14 protein-coding genes are annotated in these 16,673 nt (G+C 73.6%); 5 read left to right on the forward strand and 9 right to left on the reverse strand.

What is annotated here, in order from left to right; translation table 11 throughout:
• From IO36_RS20565 to cyc2, 5 genes are all read right to left on the reverse strand, one after another.
• Positions 1-963 (reverse strand): aminoglycoside phosphotransferase family protein, encoded by a 963-nt coding sequence (locus IO36_RS20565; RefSeq protein WP_051900714.1) that lies wholly within the window; start codon positions 961-963, stop codon positions 1-3.
• A gap of 63 nt (positions 964-1,026) precedes the next feature.
• Positions 1,027-2,151: an aminopeptidase P family protein gene (locus IO36_RS20570; RefSeq protein WP_037621793.1), complete on the reverse strand. Its 1,125-nt coding sequence runs from the start codon at positions 2,149-2,151 to the stop codon at positions 1,027-1,029.
• A 96-nt stretch (positions 2,152-2,247) separates the two neighbouring features.
• The gene (locus IO36_RS20575; protein WP_037621794.1) at positions 2,248-2,868 is read right to left on the reverse strand and encodes a LysE family translocator; all 621 of its coding nucleotides are present in this window, start codon (positions 2,866-2,868) and stop codon (positions 2,248-2,250) included.
• Between the two features lie 115 nt (positions 2,869-2,983).
• Entirely contained in the window at positions 2,984-3,826 is an 843-nt protein-coding gene (locus tag IO36_RS20580; RefSeq protein ID WP_037621795.1) for a PDZ domain-containing protein, read from the reverse strand.
• Between the two features lie 243 nt (positions 3,827-4,069).
• A complete protein-coding gene (gene cyc2 / locus IO36_RS20585; protein WP_037621796.1) occupies positions 4,070-6,241 on the reverse strand; it encodes a germacradienol/geosmin synthase Cyc2 in 2,172 nt (723 codons plus the stop codon).
• A 320-nt stretch (positions 6,242-6,561) separates the two neighbouring features.
• Between cyc2 and IO36_RS20590 the strand changes: the two genes are divergently transcribed.
• The gene (locus tag IO36_RS20590; protein ID WP_245173359.1) at positions 6,562-7,833 is read left to right on the forward strand and encodes a cytochrome P450; all 1,272 of its coding nucleotides are present in this window, start codon (positions 6,562-6,564) and stop codon (positions 7,831-7,833) included.
• Between the two features lie 37 nt (positions 7,834-7,870).
• Here the strand turns inward: IO36_RS20590 and IO36_RS20595 are convergent, their stop codons facing one another.
• Positions 7,871-9,070, reverse strand: a complete 1,200-nt coding sequence (locus IO36_RS20595; RefSeq protein ID WP_051900715.1) for a damage-control phosphatase ARMT1 family protein — start codon at positions 9,068-9,070, stop codon at positions 7,871-7,873.
• 690 nt (positions 9,071-9,760) lie between these two features.
• Here IO36_RS20595 and IO36_RS20600 point away from each other — a divergent pair.
• On the forward strand, positions 9,761-10,729 hold the full coding sequence (locus IO36_RS20600) for a lytic polysaccharide monooxygenase auxiliary activity family 9 protein (protein WP_037621798.1): 969 nt from the start codon (positions 9,761-9,763) through the stop codon (positions 10,727-10,729).
• Between the two features lie 18 nt (positions 10,730-10,747).
• Here the strand turns inward: IO36_RS20600 and IO36_RS20605 are convergent, their stop codons facing one another.
• Positions 10,748-11,413 (reverse strand): hypothetical protein, encoded by a 666-nt coding sequence (locus IO36_RS20605; RefSeq protein WP_037621799.1) that lies wholly within the window; start codon positions 11,411-11,413, stop codon positions 10,748-10,750.
• A gap of 707 nt (positions 11,414-12,120) precedes the next feature.
• Here IO36_RS20605 and IO36_RS20610 point away from each other — a divergent pair.
• The 3 genes from IO36_RS20610 to IO36_RS20620 all read left to right on the forward strand — a co-directional run bounded on the left by IO36_RS20610 (position 12,121) and on the right by IO36_RS20620 (position 14,634).
• Complete coding sequence (locus tag IO36_RS20610) at positions 12,121-12,795, forward strand: DUF6230 family protein (RefSeq protein ID WP_037621800.1); 675 nt, start codon at positions 12,121-12,123, stop codon at positions 12,793-12,795.
• Complete coding sequence (locus tag IO36_RS20615) at positions 12,795-13,211, forward strand: DUF6114 domain-containing protein (RefSeq protein ID WP_051900716.1); 417 nt, start codon at positions 12,795-12,797, stop codon at positions 13,209-13,211. The genes IO36_RS20610 and IO36_RS20615 overlap by 1 nt, the downstream gene beginning before the upstream one ends.
• 178 nt (positions 13,212-13,389) lie before the next feature.
• Complete coding sequence (locus tag IO36_RS20620; protein WP_037621801.1) at positions 13,390-14,634, forward strand: cytochrome P450 family protein; 1,245 nt, start codon at positions 13,390-13,392, stop codon at positions 14,632-14,634.
• A 112-nt stretch (positions 14,635-14,746) separates the two neighbouring features.
• Here the strand turns inward: IO36_RS20620 and IO36_RS20625 are convergent, their stop codons facing one another.
• Both IO36_RS20625 and IO36_RS20630 read right to left on the reverse strand, forming a co-directional pair.
• Positions 14,747-16,105: a cytochrome P450 gene (locus tag IO36_RS20625; protein WP_078943342.1), complete on the reverse strand. Its 1,359-nt coding sequence runs from the start codon at positions 16,103-16,105 to the stop codon at positions 14,747-14,749.
• A gap of 216 nt (positions 16,106-16,321) precedes the next feature.
• The gene (locus IO36_RS20630) at positions 16,322-16,651 is read right to left on the reverse strand and encodes a DUF742 domain-containing protein (RefSeq protein WP_037621802.1); all 330 of its coding nucleotides are present in this window, start codon (positions 16,649-16,651) and stop codon (positions 16,322-16,324) included.
• Positions 16,652-16,673 lie beyond the last annotated feature (22 nt).

Genomic DNA, 16,673 nt, shown 5'->3' on the forward strand with positions numbered 1-16,673 from the left:
TCACAGGGCCGGGTCCGGGCCGTCCCTCAGGTCCGTGACCCGCTCCAGCAGGATCGACTCCCAGGCTCTGCGCAACTGGGCCTCCAGCAGCGGCAGTCGTCCGGTGTCGCCGGCGTGGAGGCGGGCGGCGAGCCGGACGACGGTGTCGCAGCGGGCGAGCCACAGACCGCGCAGACAGGGACGGGCGCCGTACCCGGCGAGGGTGGCGGCGCGCACGGCGGCGGGGGCGCCGACGGCGACGGCCAGCCCGGCGATGTCCTCGGCCGGGTCCCCGATCACCGCGCCGGTCCAGTCGAGGACGCCCCGCACCCGCCCGTCGGGGCTGACCACGAGGTGTTCGCCCAGGAGGTGGTGGTGCACCAGGACCGGTGCGCCGGTCTGCGCGCCGAGCTGGACGGCGGCGGGCGCGGCGAGCTGGTCGAACCGGGCGGGGTCGAACTCCTCCGCGGGGAGCCGTCCGGCGGCCCGTACGGCGGTGGCCCGCAGCGCCTCCAGCGAGCGCGGCGGGGTCCGGGGCACCCCGAGGGTCTCGGCCTGCCGTACGGGGACCTCGCGCAGCCCGGTCAGCAGCTCCGCCAGGTCGGCCTCGCCGAGGGCCGAGACGGCGTGCTCCTCTCCGGAGACGCCGGGCACCTTGGTGTCCAGGGTGTAGCCGAGACCGGGCGCCCACTCGCCCCGGGCGACGCTCACGGGAACGGCGCCCCCGACCAGAGGGCGGACCAGATCGCGCAGCCGCAGTTCACGGCGCTGGCGCAGCGTGGCCTCGCGGTCGGGGGCGAGCCGCAGCACATGGCGGCGGCCCACCCACCAGGTGAAGTGGCCGCCCTGCTCGCGCACGGGCCGTACCTCCGGCCCTGGACCGGGCGCGGCGGCGTCGGTGAGCAGGGAGCGGACGAGCCGGCGGACGGTGTCGGGCGCCGGGGCCGGCTCGGGTTCCGGTGCGGGTGGCGGGGTCGGGTTCATGGTCGCGCCCTTGTCGTCCGGGGGCGGGGGTGAAGCGGTCGCCGCGGGGGTCGCGGGCGCACGTCAGTCGACGATCACCATCTCGCGGGAGGTGTTGTTGAGCCGGCGTCCGCCGTCCTCGGTGACCGTGACGATGTCCTCGATGCGGACCCCGAAGCGGCCGGGCAGGTAGATCCCCGGTTCCACGGAGAAGCACATGCCGGGGACCAGGGGCTGTTCCTCGCCCTCGACCATGTAGGGCGGTTCGTGGGTGGTGACGCCGATGCCGTGCCCGGTGCGGTGGATGAAGTACTCGCCGTACCCGGCGGCCTCGATGACCGCCCGCGCGGCACGGTCGATGTCCTGGCAGGCGACGCCGGGGCGCACGGCGCGGAAGCCGGCCTCCTGGGCCTCGCGCACGATGTCGTGGACCTTGCGCTCCTCCTCGTCCGGCTCGCCGACGTGGACCGTGCGGGAGGTGTCGGAGCCGTAGCCGTCCTTCAGGCCGCCGAAGTCGAGGACCACCATGTCGCCGTTCTCGATCACGCGCTCGTCGGCCTCGTGGTGCGGGTTGGCGCCGTTGGGGCCCGAGGCGACGATGGTGAAGTCGACCTGGGAGTGCCCGAAGCGGCGCAGCAGCTCGGCGAGGTCGTGGGAGACCTCCGACTCCCTGCGGTCGGCGAAGCGGACCTTGCGGATCTCCTCGAACGCCTCGTCCGCGGCGGCTCCGGCGGCCGCGAGCCGTTCCAGTTCGGCGGCGTCCTTGACCGCCCTGAGCATCGGCAGCACCTCGGTCAGGGCCGCGTAGCGGGTCGCGGGGAGCCGCTGCTGGAGGCCGAGCAGGTGCAGGGCCCAGCCGTTGTCGCTGATGCCGAAGCGGCCGGCGCGGCCCATGAGGGGTTCGGCCGCCGCGTAGGGGTCCGTTCCGTCGGCCCATTCGTGGAGGCTCAGCGCGGGCGCGCCGGGCGACTTGGCCGCGTCGGGCTTCTCCAGAGTGGGTACGACGAGGGCCGGGTCCTGTCCCGCCCGCAGCACCAGCAGGGTGAGCCGCTCGGTCTCCACCGGGCGGTACCCGGTCAGCCACACCAGGTCCGGCCCCGGGGCGATCAGGACGCCGTCGAGTCCGGCGTCGGCCGCGGCCTCGGCGGCGCGCCGCATCCGGGCCTCGTAGTCGTCCGCGGTGAAGGGCGCGGGTGTGGCGGCGGTCATGCATGCCTCCGTGTGTCCGGAGTTCCCCAGGGGGCTACGGCAGCATCCTGCCCCTCCGGTGCGGCGCGCGCGAGCCGGTGGACGCCCGCCACGGGCTCAGCCCTCCAGGGCGAGCCGGGCGCCGAGGAGCAGCAGGACGCCCCCGGAGACCTGTTCCAGACGCCGGCGCACGCCCGTACGGGACAGCACGGCCTTCATCCGCCCGACGAACCACACGTAGACGCCGTAGTACCCCACCTCGTAGAGCGCCCAGAGCGCGGCGAGGCCGAGCATGGCGGGCAGGTGCGGGGCGCCCTCGGGCACGAACTGCGGCAGGAAGGACATCGCGAAGACGGCGGCCTTGGGATTGGCGAGGTTGAGCAGCAGCCCGCCCCGGTAGGAAGCCCAGGCGCCCTTCTCCGCGCCCTCCCAGCCGCCGTCGGCGGACCCCTTGGAGCGGCGGGCCTGCCACAGCGTCTGGACGCCGAAGCCGACGAGCACGACGGCACCGACGATCCGCATGACGCCGTACGCCATCTCGGAGGCGGCGAGCAGCGCGGTGAGGCCGAACGCGGCGACGGCGCCCCACAGGAAGACCCCGGTCTCGTTGCCGAGCACGGTCATGAACCCGGAGCGCCTGCTGCCCAGGGACCGTTTGATGATCAGCACGGTGCTCGGTCCGGGCGAGGCGGCGATCAGGGTGCAGGCGCCGAGGAAGGCGATCAGGGTGCTGAGCATGCGGCCATGGTGACGGGCCGCGGCTCCGTTGACCAGCCCTTTTCCCCAGCGCGTTCGCCGGCCCGGGTGACTCGGGGCAGCGCGTTCGCCGGCCCGGGTGACTCGGGGCGCGTTCTCAGGTCGCGGTGCCCGGGACCGCGGACAACTGCCCGCGGGTGCCGTCCGCGTGGCGCACGCGCAGGGTGACCCGCCGGCCCGGCCGGGCGTCCGCCACCGCGCGGGCGAGGCCGGCCGCCGAGGTGACCGGGGTCCCGTCGAGGGCGAGCAGGACGTCACCGCGCGCCAGGCCCGCGCCGGAGCCGGGACCGGGGTCGTGCACCCCCACGACGAGCGCGCCCCGGCCGCCGGGGGCGTCCACTGCCTCGATGCCGAGGGTGCCCCGGGCGGGCTGCCGCCCCGGCTCCCCCTCACGGGCCGGGTCACCGCCGCCGGGCTCCGCAGTGGAGCGGTCGCCCGACGGCACCGAGGACGACCGGTCCACCAGCCAGGCGGAGCCCGCAGTCGCGGATCCGGCGGACCCCGGCACGGCGGACCCGGCGGACCCGGCGGCCTTGTCGGACTCGGCAGACCCGGCGGAGTGCCGCGCCACCGACCCCGCGGACCCCGCGGACCCCGGGGTCGCGGCCTCGGCGCGCGTCCGCGTCACGGGCCGGGTCACCGCGGAAGCGCCGGGCCGCCGCTCTCCGGACCCGGCCGCGGCGGCCTCCTTCCTGAGGTCCGCCAGTCCCGGGACGCCGATCACGGTCGCGCCCACCGCGCCGAGCCCCACACCGGACAGGACGAGGACCCCGGCGGCGGACAGGCCGAGCAGCGTGGTGACCAGCCGCCGGCCGCGCCGCCGCGTGGGCTCCGGGGGCCGGATTCCGGCGGGCGGACGGGTCCCGGCGGCGGGCCGGCGGCGGCCGCCGCCCGGCTCCTGGCCGGGCATCGGCTTGGGACGCAGCGCGGTCGGTTCCATGGTTCGCCTCCGGCAGATGTTCTACGGGCCGCCTTCGGCTCTTGCCCTACCCCCCGCCCCCGCGCCCGACGATCCCCGAACGAGTGAGACTGTCCGCCCCGCTCACCGGGGAGATGACACGGCGGTCGCCGCTCCCGGGAAGGCCGGGAACGAGGACCGCCGTGAAAGGGGTGCCGTGAAAGGGGTGCCGGGAGCGGGGTTCCCTCGCGGGAGGAAGGGCGCCGCCCCCGCCGCCCGCGGCTGTCAGACGGGCAGCGCGCGGCGGGCCAGGGGCGGTGCGGGCACCCGGTCCGGAACGAAACCGTGGGCCCGCCGGGCCAGGTCCTCCGCCCCGTAGCGGTGGCAGTCCTGGTGCCACTTCAGGATGCCGGCGAGCCAGTTCTCCAGCTCCGCCACATAGCCCCGCATGATCCCGCGCGCCTCCTCCGAGAGCTGGAAGTCCTCGTACAGCAGGGGCAGTTCATGGGCGGCGACGTGCTGGAACTGTTCCATGCGCCGGGTCATCAGGTCATGGACGATGCCGAGCGCGTCCGGGTAGTCGCAGCCGAAGAAGTTCTGCACGACGAGGATGCCGTTGTGGATCTCCCCCTCGTACTCGATCTCCTTCTGGTACGAGAAGACGTCGTTCAGCAGCATCGCGTAGTCCATGGCCGCGTTCTCCAGGGACCGGACGGGGCCGCTGCGGTAGACCTCGGGCGGGACCGTGCGGCCGTGTCCGAGGCGGCACAGGCTCATCGTGAGCTCGGAGCCGAAGGTCGCCCGGCGCATCTCCAGATAGTCGACCGGGTCCGGGATGCGGTTCTGCATCTGGTTGGACAGCTCCCACAGCCAGCTCTCCGTCATCGCGTCCACGGCCGCGCGGAAGACCCCGCGGGCCTGGGGGGTCATCTCGGCGGTGGTGCGCCGCCACAGGTCGATCAGCCCTCGCTCCATGCCGTTGACCGGTACGGGCACCTCCTCCCCGTCGACGGGCATGCAGGCGGACAGGCGCGCGGTGGTCAGCCGGGCGGCGGCCAGGTCGCGGCGGTTGCCGTAGTACAGCGGGTAGTAGTCGTCGCCGTAGGTGCCCCAGGCCAGCCACTGCGAGCTGATGTCGAGGGCGTCCGCGGTGGCGTCGGGGTGGATGCCGGCCGCGCAGAGCGGCAGGTCGTAGGCGATGAGCTTGTCCTCGTCCCAGACGCCCTCCTGGAGCATGCCCATGGAGTGCATCCAGGTGCCGAGGCGGTCGCGGGCTCCCGCCAGGTGCGGGCTGAGGGTGACCTCGAAGGGCATGACGAAGTCCGGGAGCAGGGAGGGCCCGACCTTCCGGAACGGGACATGGGTGTACGCGCGCAGCCGTTCGGCGCCGGCCGCGGAGAGCAGCGCCCCGACGTCCGCGGCGGACGTGCCGAACCCGCCCATGCCGAGGGGCCGTGCCTCCTCGGCGGCCTCCTTGTTCATGTACCTGCTGGAGCGCAGGTGCCATTCGTGGCCGCCGGACTGCCAGTCCTGGAGGCCCTGGGTGTACGCGGCGACGGCGCCGACCTCGGCGGGGGTGAGCCCCTTCTCGGCGGCGAGCACGGGCACCTCGGTGAGCGCCGTGTGCTCGAACTGGTGGAGCCGTGAGGTCAGGACGTCGTTGACGGTCTCGGCGGCCTCCTGGGTCGTGCAGCCGAAGAACGTCTCCAGGACGAGGACTCCGTTGCTGAGTTCGCCCTCGTCCTCGACCTCGCGCTGGTAGGAGAACAGGTCGTTGCGCAGATGGACACCGTCGGAGAACGTCTCCATCAGGACGCGCAGCGGCCTCGACTCCGCGACGGACGCGGGGACTTCGGAGGTCGCGTACTCGACGAGCCCGGCCGACCAGGGGGCTCCGCCCACCTTGCGGCGCATCTCGATGTACTCGACGGGGTTGGCGACGCGTCCCTCGTCGATGTTGGACAGCTCCCACATCGACTCGTTGAGCAGGTGTTCGGTGGAGACGGCGAACCGTCTGCGCCAGTCCGCGGACATCGAGGGCACCGTGCGCGCCCACAGGTCGGCCAGTCCCGCCTCGACCGGGTTCTCCGGCTCGGGGACGGGGGTCGAGAGGTCGAGCGGCATGAAGAGGGGGAGCCGGTCCAGGTAGGCCTTGCCGCCGGCGCGGTCCTGGCTGCGCTTGAAGGTCTCCAGGAAGTGGTCGTCGAAGAAGAACACCCACACGTACCAGTCGGTGATCAGGGAGAGGGCCGGGCCGTCGCAGTCGGGATGGGTGTAGGCGCACAACAGGCCGTAGTCGTGGGCGTCGAGGTCGGACTGCTCCCAGATGCCCGAGCCCTCGAGCATGCCCATGGCGCGGGCCCACTCGGTCGAGTGGACCCGTGCCTCGTCCAGGTGCGGGTTCAGCCGGGCGGTGTACGGCATGTAGAAGTGCGGGAGTCGGAACGGCTGCGTCATGGCCGGGCCCTACCCAGGCCCCCACGGGCACATCCGCAGGCCAGGACATGATCACACCATCGCGTGAACCGTGCCGAAAGCCGCGCGCGACGGCCGGGTCGTCAGGTCGGGTCACCCGCGTGTGCCCGGCGAGGCGGCCCCCTTGCCGACCGGGCCACGGGCCGCCACCGTGTCCCCATGGCCCTCCCGGTACTCCCCCGTCGTCCACTCGGCCACACCGTCCGCGCCATGACGGCGGTGCGCGGTCCGTCCGCCCGCCGGCCGCCGCACCCGGGGAGGCCACCGGGTCCCGGGCGGTACGACGGCGGGGGCCCGGCGTCGTGAGCGCGGCCGTGCCCCGCGAGGCGCCACCCGTGCCGGACGTCTTCGACCCCCGCCGGTACGCCGAGGGTGTGCCGCTCGCCGCGTACCGCGTGCTGCGCGATCACCACCCGGTGGCCTGGCAGGACGAACCCGGGGTGCTGGGCTGGCCCGCGGGCCCCGGTTTCTGGGCGGTGACCCGGCACGCGGACGTGGTCCGGATCCTCAAGGACGCGCGGACCTACTCCTCGTTCCTCGGCGCTACCCAGATCCGCGACCCCGATCCGGCCGACCTGCCCTTCATTCGGCGCATGATGCTCAATCAGGATCCGCCGGACCACGGCCGGTTGAGACGACTGGTGAGCCGGGCCTTCACCCCACGGCGGGTGGACCGGTTCGAGGCGGCGGCCCGGGAACGGGCCCGCGCCCTGCTCGGACGGGCGGTACGGGAGGCCCGCGCCGGCGACGGCACCGGCGACCTAGTCGCCGCCGTCACCGACGAGTACGCCCTGCTCAACCTCGCGGATCTGCTCGGCGTCCCGGAGGACGACCGGGGTCTGCTGCTGGACTGGACGCGGCGGGTGATCGACTATCAGGACCCCGACGAGGCACAGCCGGCGCCCGTCGGCCCGACCGGCGAGCCCGTGAACCCGCGCTCCCCGGCGATGCTGGGCGACATGTTCGGCTACGCGCGGGAGCTGGCCGCCGCCAAGCGCCGCCGGCCCGCCGACGACGTCCTGACCACGCTCGCCACCGATCCCGAACTCGCCCCGGAAGAACTGGAGATGTTCTTCTTCCTGCTCACGGTCGCGGGCAACGACACCGTGCGCAGCGCCGCTCCGGGCGGGCTGCTGGCGCTGGCACAGCACCCGGCGGCCTACGAGGAACTGCGGTCGGGCCGCCACCGGCTCGGCACGGCCGTCGAGGAGTTGCTGCGCGTGCACCCGCCCGTGCTCAGCTTCCGCCGGACGGCGGCCGTGGACACCGAGCTGGCCGGGAGGCGGCTGCGCGCGGGCGACAAGGTGGTCGTCTTCCACGCCTCGGCCAACCACGACGAGCGCGCCTTCGCCGATCCCCTCCGGCTGGACCTGTCGCGGAACCCGAACCCCCATGTCTCCTTCGGCGACGGCCCGCACGTCTGCCTCGGCGCCCACTTCGCCCGGCTGCAACTGCGGGTGCTCTACGAGGAGACGCTCCGGGCCGTGCCCGCGCTGCGTCCGGCGGGGCCGCCCCGGCGTCTCGTCTCCAACTTCATCAACGGGGTCAAGTACCTTCCGCTGACGCTTACTTGACCGTCCGAAACGATGCGACGATGAGCCGGGAGCGCCGTCATCCGCGTCTGGCCTGGACGAGCGCGTGGGTTCCGCCGGTGCGCCAGCGGTCGCCCTCGGCGGCGTCCAGGGCCGCCTCCACGGCGGGGGTGAGCCCGACGACGACATCGGACTTGAGCGTCCGCAGTGCGGCCACCGCTCCAGGAAAGGAGGAGGTGGCGGCGGCGAACGAGGTGGTGGCGGGGTAGAGGCGGTCCCCGATCAGCCGGCGGTAGTTCAGATCGCCCTTCAGCACGGTCACGTCGGCCGCGGCGAACTCCCGCCGCAGGTCCCCGGGCAGTTCGGCGTACGCCAGCGGGCCGCAGGAGAAGAGGTGGGTCCTGACGGTGAGCCGGCCCGCGGACAGGGCCGCCCACAGCCGCTCCCCGGCCTCGCCGGCCGCCCCCTTCGCCGCGGTCAGCCGGCGCACGGCGTCCAGCACGTCGGCCGCCGTGGCGTCGGACACGTAGTACGGGTAGGGCTTCACGTGCAGGACGGCGCGCTCGGCCCGTCCGTGACGGAGCAGATGGTCTACGAGGAGCAGGTCGGGGATGAGTTCCCGGCCCGCGTTGTCCGCGATGAGGCAGAGGGTGCCGCCGGCGAACAGGGAGCGCAGCAGTTCCGTGTCGTCGGCCACGAGCCCGGACTCGGCGGCCGGCCCGCCGGCGGTGCCGGCCAGCCTGAACCCGAGGTCGGCGCGGTTGCCCCACAGGGAGCCGTGCAGCAGCGCCTCCTCCTGCTCGTCCGCGGAGGTGCGCGCGAGGTCGTCGAGGGCGCCGAGTTCCTCGTCGGTCTCCGGGGTGTCGAGTTCGGCGAGCTTGAAGGGACGGAACGGGTCGACGCCCTGCCAGGGGCCAGGCGCGAAGTAGCCGACGGCTTCGAGCAGTTGGCGGTAGAAGTAGCTCTCGGACCACAGGAAGGGTAGGTCGAACCAGGACCTGCCGTAGTACTCCGGGCCGCCCCAGGCGTCCCACCGGCCCCGGTCGGCGGCCGTCTCCGCGAGCGGTTCGACGACCCCGTCGACGCAGTTCACGACCAGGGCGTCGAGCGCGTGCCGCTGCTCGGGACCGTAGGGGAACGCGTCGCGCACCTTCCGGATGAGCGCCGGATGCCGTTCGGCCAGCACGCTCCAGGGGAACGAGCCCCGCACCGAACTCACGACCACCGGGGCGTCGTCGGGACCGGCGGCCGGCGGGGCGGAGGCATCGGGATCGCGCATGCGGCTCACCGTACCGGCAGAACAGAAGGGGCCGTCCGACGCCGTGCGCGCCGGGCGGCCCCTCCCCCCGTAGAGCTCAGCGTTCTGCCTAGGTCGGTCGGCTTCGAGCTGCTGTCGAGCGCCCCGGAGTCCCGCGCGGCCCGGTCGCGGACCGGGGGCGCGGCCGCCGACGGCGGTCGCGCTGAACGATAGGCGGGCGGTGAAGCGCGGGGATAGCGGGAAAACCCTCGATCCGACCGGTGCCCGGCCCTCGCCCTCCCCCGACCGGGCGGGGTGATCCCGATTCGCGCCGATTGCGGATCGGAGCCAGTCCGATCACGGGTCCGGTTGGGGCAGACCGCGGCTCCGGTCCTCGCCGATTGCAGGTACGGTCCGCGCCGATCGCGGGGCCGGTTGTGGCCGATCGCGGTCCAGTCCCCGGCGCTTGCAGGTCCAGTCGGGCCCGATCGCGGGTCCGGTTGAAGCCGATTACGGTCCGGTCCCCGGCGACTTACAGGTCCGGGCCGCGCCGATCACGGGTCCGGTCTGCGCCGACCACGGGTGTGTTGGGGCCGATCGTGGGTCCGGTCGAGCCGGGAGGCCTGAACGCCGTGGGCTCCGGATCCGTATCCCACCGTGCCCCGTGCGAGGTGTGCGTCCCGGCCGCGCACGGCGGCCCCCGCTTCGCCCACGCCTGAGGAGACGTTCCGGATGACCGCCTACCGCACCGCCACCGCGGCCGCCGTCGCCCTGGCGGCTCCCCTGCTGCTCACGACGTGGGCCGCGGGGACAGCGTCGGCGCACGGCGCCCCGACGTCTCCGGTCAGCCGGGTGTACGCGTGCTCGCCCGAGGGCGGCAGCCAGAACGCCACGGCGGCCTGCCGGGCGGCGATCGCCGCGAACGGCTCGCCCTTCACCGCGTGGGACAACCTGCGCGTGGGCGGAGTGAACGGCCGGGACCGTTCGGTGATCCCGGACGGGAAGCTGTGCAGCGGGGGCCTGCCCGCGTACAAGGGGCTCGACCTGGCGCGCGCCGACTTCCCGGCGACACGGCTGACGCCCGGCGCGCACCTGACGATGAAGTACAGCTCGACGATCGCGCACACCGGTACGTTCAAGCTCTATCTGACCAAGCAGGGCTACAGCCCGACGAGGCCGCTGAAGTGGTCCGACCTGCCGGAGAAGCCGTTCGCCTCGGTCACCGACCCGGCGCTGGTCTCCGGCGCGTACCGCATCGGCGCGACGCTGCCGTCGGACCGCACCGGCCGCCAGATGCTGTTCACGATCTGGCAGAACTCCAGCACCACGGACACGTACTACTCGTGCTCGGACGTGGTGTTCCCCGGCGGGAGCACGGCCGCGAAGCCGGCCGGGAGCGGCGGGACCTCGAAACCCGCCGCGAGCGGCACGAAGGGCGCGAGCGCCAAGGCGTCCGCCGCGGCGGACCGGTCCGCGACCCCGACGCCCAGCCCGACGGCGGCCTCGCCCTCCGCCGGCTCCCCCTCTCCCGAGGCGAGCGGGGCCGGCGCCACGGCCGGGACGGCGAGCACCGATCATCTGGCGCCCGCCGCCGAGAACACCTCGGGCGGCGGCCCCGGCCTGCCCCTGGTCGCGGGCGGAGCCGGGGCGGCCCTGCTGCTCACTGCCGGCGTCGCCGTGGTGCTGCGACGCCGGCAGTGAACCGGGCTCCCGTGGGGGTCAGTTGACGAACACGACCGGGCTGCCCGCCTGGCTGGTGTCGGTCACCGGCGCGTACTTCGCGGTGAAGTAGCCGTTCGCGAAGCAGAGGGACGAGCCGGAGAACTTGGTGAACTGCTGGTTGGTGAACGTGATGCTGTTGTCGGTGTTGTTCGCCGTGCCCGACAGGCTGTTCGCCCGGTAGACACAGGTCAGCGTGCCCAGCAGCGAGCGCAGCTTGACCGTGGTCTGGATGGTGGAGCCGGCGGCCGGGGTGACGGTGACGCTGCCGTCGGAGCCCACCGCGGTGCTGTAGGGCAGGTTGTCGACGGTGATGCTGGTGACGCCGAGGACCCCGACGACGTTGCTGCTGCACGAACTGGCGTCGAAGGTGTGGCCGGTGAGGGACTCGGTGGCCGTACCGGGGGCCGCCGGGTTGTCGGCGGCGGTCGCAGTGAAGGTCGACGCGGAACAGGAGACGCCGCTCGTGCCGGTGGCGCTGGAGTAGAGCGTGGCGTTGGTGCCGCTCGCCAGGGAGGCGGCGAGGACGTCGCCGACGGCGACCGGGGTTCCGCCGGCGCTGCCGGTGGTGAGCACCGCGACGTCGTCCGCGGAGGCGGGGACGACGGCGGACGCCGTCAGGGCCGCGACGACTCCGGCGAGCGCGAGCAGGGATCGAGTACGCATGGGGGGATGCCTCTTCTCCGATGGGGGTGTGGGTGCCTGACCGCGCCGGGGCGCGGGAGTGCGGGTCGAGACGGTGACGCGGGGTGGAACGGGCCGCGCGCGACGACGGGCCGGTACACCGGGCCCGCCCGCGGGAGGGTGCGAGAGTGACCGCCGCCGGTCCGTGACGCCTTCTCCTTACGCCACGGGCCGGCAGCGACAGCCGGGCGACCGGTGCGGCCCTCGGGGGGAAGGAGACCGCGCCGGTGCCACGGAACGGGGAACGGCCGAGGGGCGTGCCTTCTCGGCGTACGCGCCAGGGCAGTTCCGGAACACGCCAGGACCGCCCCGCTGAGCGGGGTCCGGGAGGTGACGGGCGCGTCGGCCGACGGATCCGGCGCCACGGATCCGGGAAACAGGGAGAGTTGTAGACCTGATGGATGGTCAACGTCAAGGCGCAGCAAGGAAGTTGGAGGTCAGCGCGACCTCGCGGCCGACACCCGTTCACAGATGAGGCACAACAGGCACGGTTTTCCCACAGGCTCCTTGACCGTGCGTGTAACCATCGGTAACTTCCTCGAAGGCTACTGCCGCGTAACGAGAAAGCCCTTGCAACCGCCGGGAGGCGCGAGGAGGCGTGCGCGGCAGCTGCTGTCCGCGCCAGGACAACGCGCCACTGGAGCCCCACCCGCATCGACATCAGCATCGAACGTGCCCAGGGAGCAGACATGGCTTCGTCCCCGGACGCCACGGCGTCCAACGGTTCCACGCCCGAGATACCGGAAAGCGGTTCCGCCGCCGACGGACAGCACAGACGCGGGCGGGTCCGGCTGCGCCGCGCCGCCGTGATGGCGGTACCGGCGACCATGGTCGCCGCGGGGCTGATGATCGCCACCGCGCAGGGCGCCCTCGGCGTCCAGTTCGCCATCTCCGGCATGCCCTTCACGGTCACCGCGACCGAGCTGAACGGCACCGGCTTCGAGCAGTTCGGCGGCCTCGACAACATGGCGGACGACAGCCCGAACGCCGGGGACACCGGGGGCCAGGTCCTCATCGTCACCTCGGCGATCAAGAACGCGACCCTGGACCACCTGTGCCAGAGCGTCGACCTCGGGGGCACGAACCTGCTCATCACCGCCGGCAGCGGGTCGGACAAGGTCCAGGCGACCGACCTGACCACCGACTCCACCGAGCTGTCCGGCAACGCCTCGTTCAACAACATCGAGATCGGCAACGACGCCAGCACGCTGAACAAGGCCGGGGTCCAGGGCCCCAAGGGCGTGTTCAGCCAGCAGGCCGACACCGTGCGCATCGCGAACCTGCGCCAGACCAACTACGCGACGACGGCCGGGGTGTTCAAGCTCCCGGGCCTCAAGCTCCGCTTCAGCGACCAAGGCTGCTGATGAGCGCCGAGGCGCAGACGGACGCATCCCGGGACCTGAGGGACTCCTTCCGGCGGTGGCGCGCGAACCGTCCCTTCTGGGGCGGGCTGCTGCTCACCCTGGGCGGGGCGGAGATCCTCCTCACCGAGAAGGCGTCGCTGAAGGTCGTCCTGCACATCGGGATGCAGGGCCTCGCGGGCTATCTGCTGCCCACCACGATGCTGCTGTGCGGCCTGCTGATCCTCTTCAACCCGGCCCAGCGGCTGTTCTACTCCCTGCTGGGCATCCTGCTGTCGCTCGGCACCTGGGTCACCTCCAACCTCGGCGGGTTCTTCGTCGGTCTGCTCCTCGGGGCCGTCGGCAGCTGCCTCGCCTTCGGCTGGCTCCCCGACCAGGAGCCGCGCCGGCGGCGGCTGCTGCGCCGCGGACACGCCTGAGCGGCGGGATCGCGTCCCCCACTGGCTTGCCCGCGCACCCGGAAAGGACGTAATTGCCGGTACGCGCAGGGAAGTTGGCACCGCACGCACCGGGCCCGGGCGCATCTCCACGTGCCCGGGTCCTCGCGTAGCGTCACGGCGTAAGTCGAATCGGAGTTCGACGGCCGGGAGGCTCCTGATGGGAAACGCACGTCCTTTGGTGATCGACACGACCGGACGCGACATCCACGCGGAGGCCGCGCTGATCCGTGCCAGAGGACCGCTCGCCCTGGTGGAGCTGCCCGGTGGGGTGAGCGCCTGGGCGGTGAGCGCACCCGACCTGCTCAAGCGGCTGCTCACCGACCCCCGGGTGTCCAAGGACGCGCGGCAGCACTGGCCCCTGATGACGAACGGCACCATCACGCCCGCCTGGCCGCTGTTCACCTGGGTGGCCGTGGAGAACATGTTCACCGCGTACGGCGGCGAGCACAGGCGTCTGCGCGCCCTGGTCTCCAAGGCGTTCACCGCCCGCCGCACGGCCGCGCTCCGGCCCCGGATCGAGGAGATCACCCGGGAACTGCTGGACCGCGTGGAGAAGGCCGGGCACGATTCCCAGGTCGTCGACCTGCGCGAGGAGTTCTGCTATCCGCTGCCGATCCAGGTGATCAGCGAACTGTTCGGGCTCCCCGAGGAACGCGGTCCCGAACTGCGCGAACTGGTCGACAGCATCTTCGCCACCTCCGCCGACCCGGGCGAGATGACCGCCTCCTACGGCCGGTTGCTGGAGGTCCTGGGCGAACTGGTCGCCGCCAAGCGGAAGTCGCCCGGCGACGATCTGACCTCCGGGCTCATCGCGGCCCGCGACGACCAGAACGGCAGCGAACTCAGCGAGCAGGAACTGCTGGACACCCTGACCCTCATGGTCAGCGCCGGTCACGAGACGACGGTCAACCTCCTCGACAACGCCGTGCACGCCCTGCTCACCCGCCCCGGCCAGCTCGCGCACGTCCGCGAGGGCCGGGCCGGCTGGGACGACGTGGTCGAGGAGACCCTGCGCGCGGACGCTCCGGTCGCGAGCCTCCCGCTGCGCTACGCCGTCGAGGACATCGACCTCGCCGCACTCGGCGGCCCCGAGGGGGCCGTGATCGCCGAGGGCGAGGCGATCCTCGCCGCGTACGCCGCCGCCGGCCGCGATCCCGGGCGCCACGGCGAGGACGCCCACCTGTTCGACGTCACCCGCGCCGACAAGGAGCACCTCGCCTTCGGCCACGGCGTGCACCGCTGCCTGGGGGCGCCGCTGGGCCGCCTCGAAGCCCTGATCGCGCTTCCGGCCCTGTTCGAGCGCTTCCCGGACCTGCGGCTCGCCGTCCCCGAGGACACCTTGCTGCCGGTGGACTCCTTCATCTCGAACGGACACCGGGCCCTGCCGGTACGGCTCTCCTAGGACGGTCCGCGACCTGGGACCTGTGGCCCGGGGCGCCCCTCCCGGCTGCCCGGTTCCGCGTCTCCGTGGAGCAGGCCCCCGCGAACCGGGCACCTGGGCACCCGGGGCCCGGTCACTCGCCGCGCCACCATGCGGCCGTCCGCGCCCAGGCGCCCCGCGGAGTCCCGTGACCGGGGGCCGTTCCGTGACCGGGGGCCGGCACCTCCACGGCCGGCTGCTCCCCGGTGGACGGTACGAAGGGCGCGGACGACGGCGGCTGTCCGGTGCCCTCCCCTTCTCCGGGACCGGGCGGCCTGGTCCCGGACCGGGCGGCGACGGGCGAGAACGTCACCGGCAGCGCGGCCAGCGCGCGGTGGAACGGGCCGGGACGCCAGGTCAACTCCCCTACGGGAAGCGCCAGTCCGAGGTCCGGGAGCCGGTCCAGGAGCCGTTCGAGGGCGACGGACGCGATCAGCCGTGCCTGACCCTGCGCGGGGCAGGTGTGCGGGCCCGCGCTCCACGCCAGGTGGGCCCGGTTGCCCGCGCTCCGAGTGCCGGTCAGCGCCGGGTCGGTGTTCGCGGCGGCGAGGCTCACCACCAGCGGCTCCCCCGCGCGCAGCGGCGTGCCCTCGTACACGGTGTCGTGGCGCGGATAGTGCACGGCGTAGTTCGCGATGGGCGGGTCGGTCCACAGCACCTCGTCGAGGGCGTCCTCTATTTCCAGGGTGCCGCCGGACAGCCCGCCCGCGAACCGCTCGTCGGACAGCAGCAGACGCAGCGCGTTCGCGATCAGGTTCTGCTGCGGTTCGGTGCCCGCGCCCATCAGCACGGCGAGGGCGTGGATCAGCTCCTCGTCGGTCAGCGCGGCCGGGTGCTCCATCAGCCAGGACGTCAGATCGGCGGACGGCCGCCGCCGCTTCAGCGTGATCAGGTCGGACAGCGTGTCGGTCAGCAGCGCGTGCGCCCGCTCGGCGTCCACCCCGTCGAACATCCCGGACATGGCCTCGACCAGCCGGACGCCGTGCCCGGCGGGACAGCCGAAGAGACGGTCGAACACCAGGAGCGGCAGGACCTGGGCGTACTCGCCGAGCAGATCCGCCGTGCCGAGCGGCGCGAACCGGTCGATGAGGGTGTCCGCGCTGCGCTCGGCGTAGCCGCGCAGGGTCCCGGCGTCCACGCGGGCGAGGGTGTCGGTGACGGCGCCCCGCAGCCGGGCGTGCTCACCGCCGTCCGTGAACAGGGCACTGGGCCGGTACGTCATCATCGGAAGAACCGGGCTGCCGGGCGGGACGGTGCCGTCGGCGAGGTCCCGCCAGTGCCGCGGGTCCTTGGAGAAGGTCTCCGGCGAGCGCAGGACGTGCAGCGCGGCGTCGTACCCGGTGACCAGGGTGGCCCGTACGCCGGGGGCGAGTTCGACGGGCGCGGTCGGTCCGGACGCCCTCAGCCGCCGGTAGACGGCGGCGGGGTCGGCGGCGAACTCCGGCCCGTACAGGGACTGATGGGCCGGACAAGAGGGCGGGGACACTGCGTTCGCGCTGTCCCCGGTTCGCCCGGTCACTCCGTCTCCGCTTCACGGGCAGGGGCCGGCGGACGAGTGGCCGGGGTGATCGGTGTCCGGGGACCGGAGACCCGGCCGCGGGCCCCGCGGCACGGCGGCGGCGCGGACGTCGTCATGGCGGTCCGCTCCACCTCGGGCGGGAGCGCGGCCTCAGAGCCGGGCGCGCAGACCATCGAGCACCTCCTGGAGGACGTGGGGGTCGGACGGCGGCGCGGCGGAGGGGATCGGTCCGCGGGTGACGAGGTGACCGCTCTCGATCAGATCGGCGACGAGCACCCTGGTGACGCTGACGGGCAGTCCCAGACGGCCGGCGGCCTCGGCCAGCGACAGGGCCCCCGGCCGGCACAGTTCCGTCAGCCGCCGCTCCTCGGGGCCGAGCCCGGTGAGCGGCGGGCCCTCGGCGGCGATCAGCAGGGTGACGAGATCGAGGGTGTCGCGCGAGGGCCGCGAACGGCCGCCGGTGACCACGTACGACCGCACCAGCCGTTCCCCGGGACGACCG

Source organism: Streptomyces aureus, assembly GCF_000725495.1.
GTDB lineage: Bacteria > Actinomycetota > Actinomycetes > Streptomycetales > Streptomycetaceae > Streptomyces > Streptomyces aureus_B.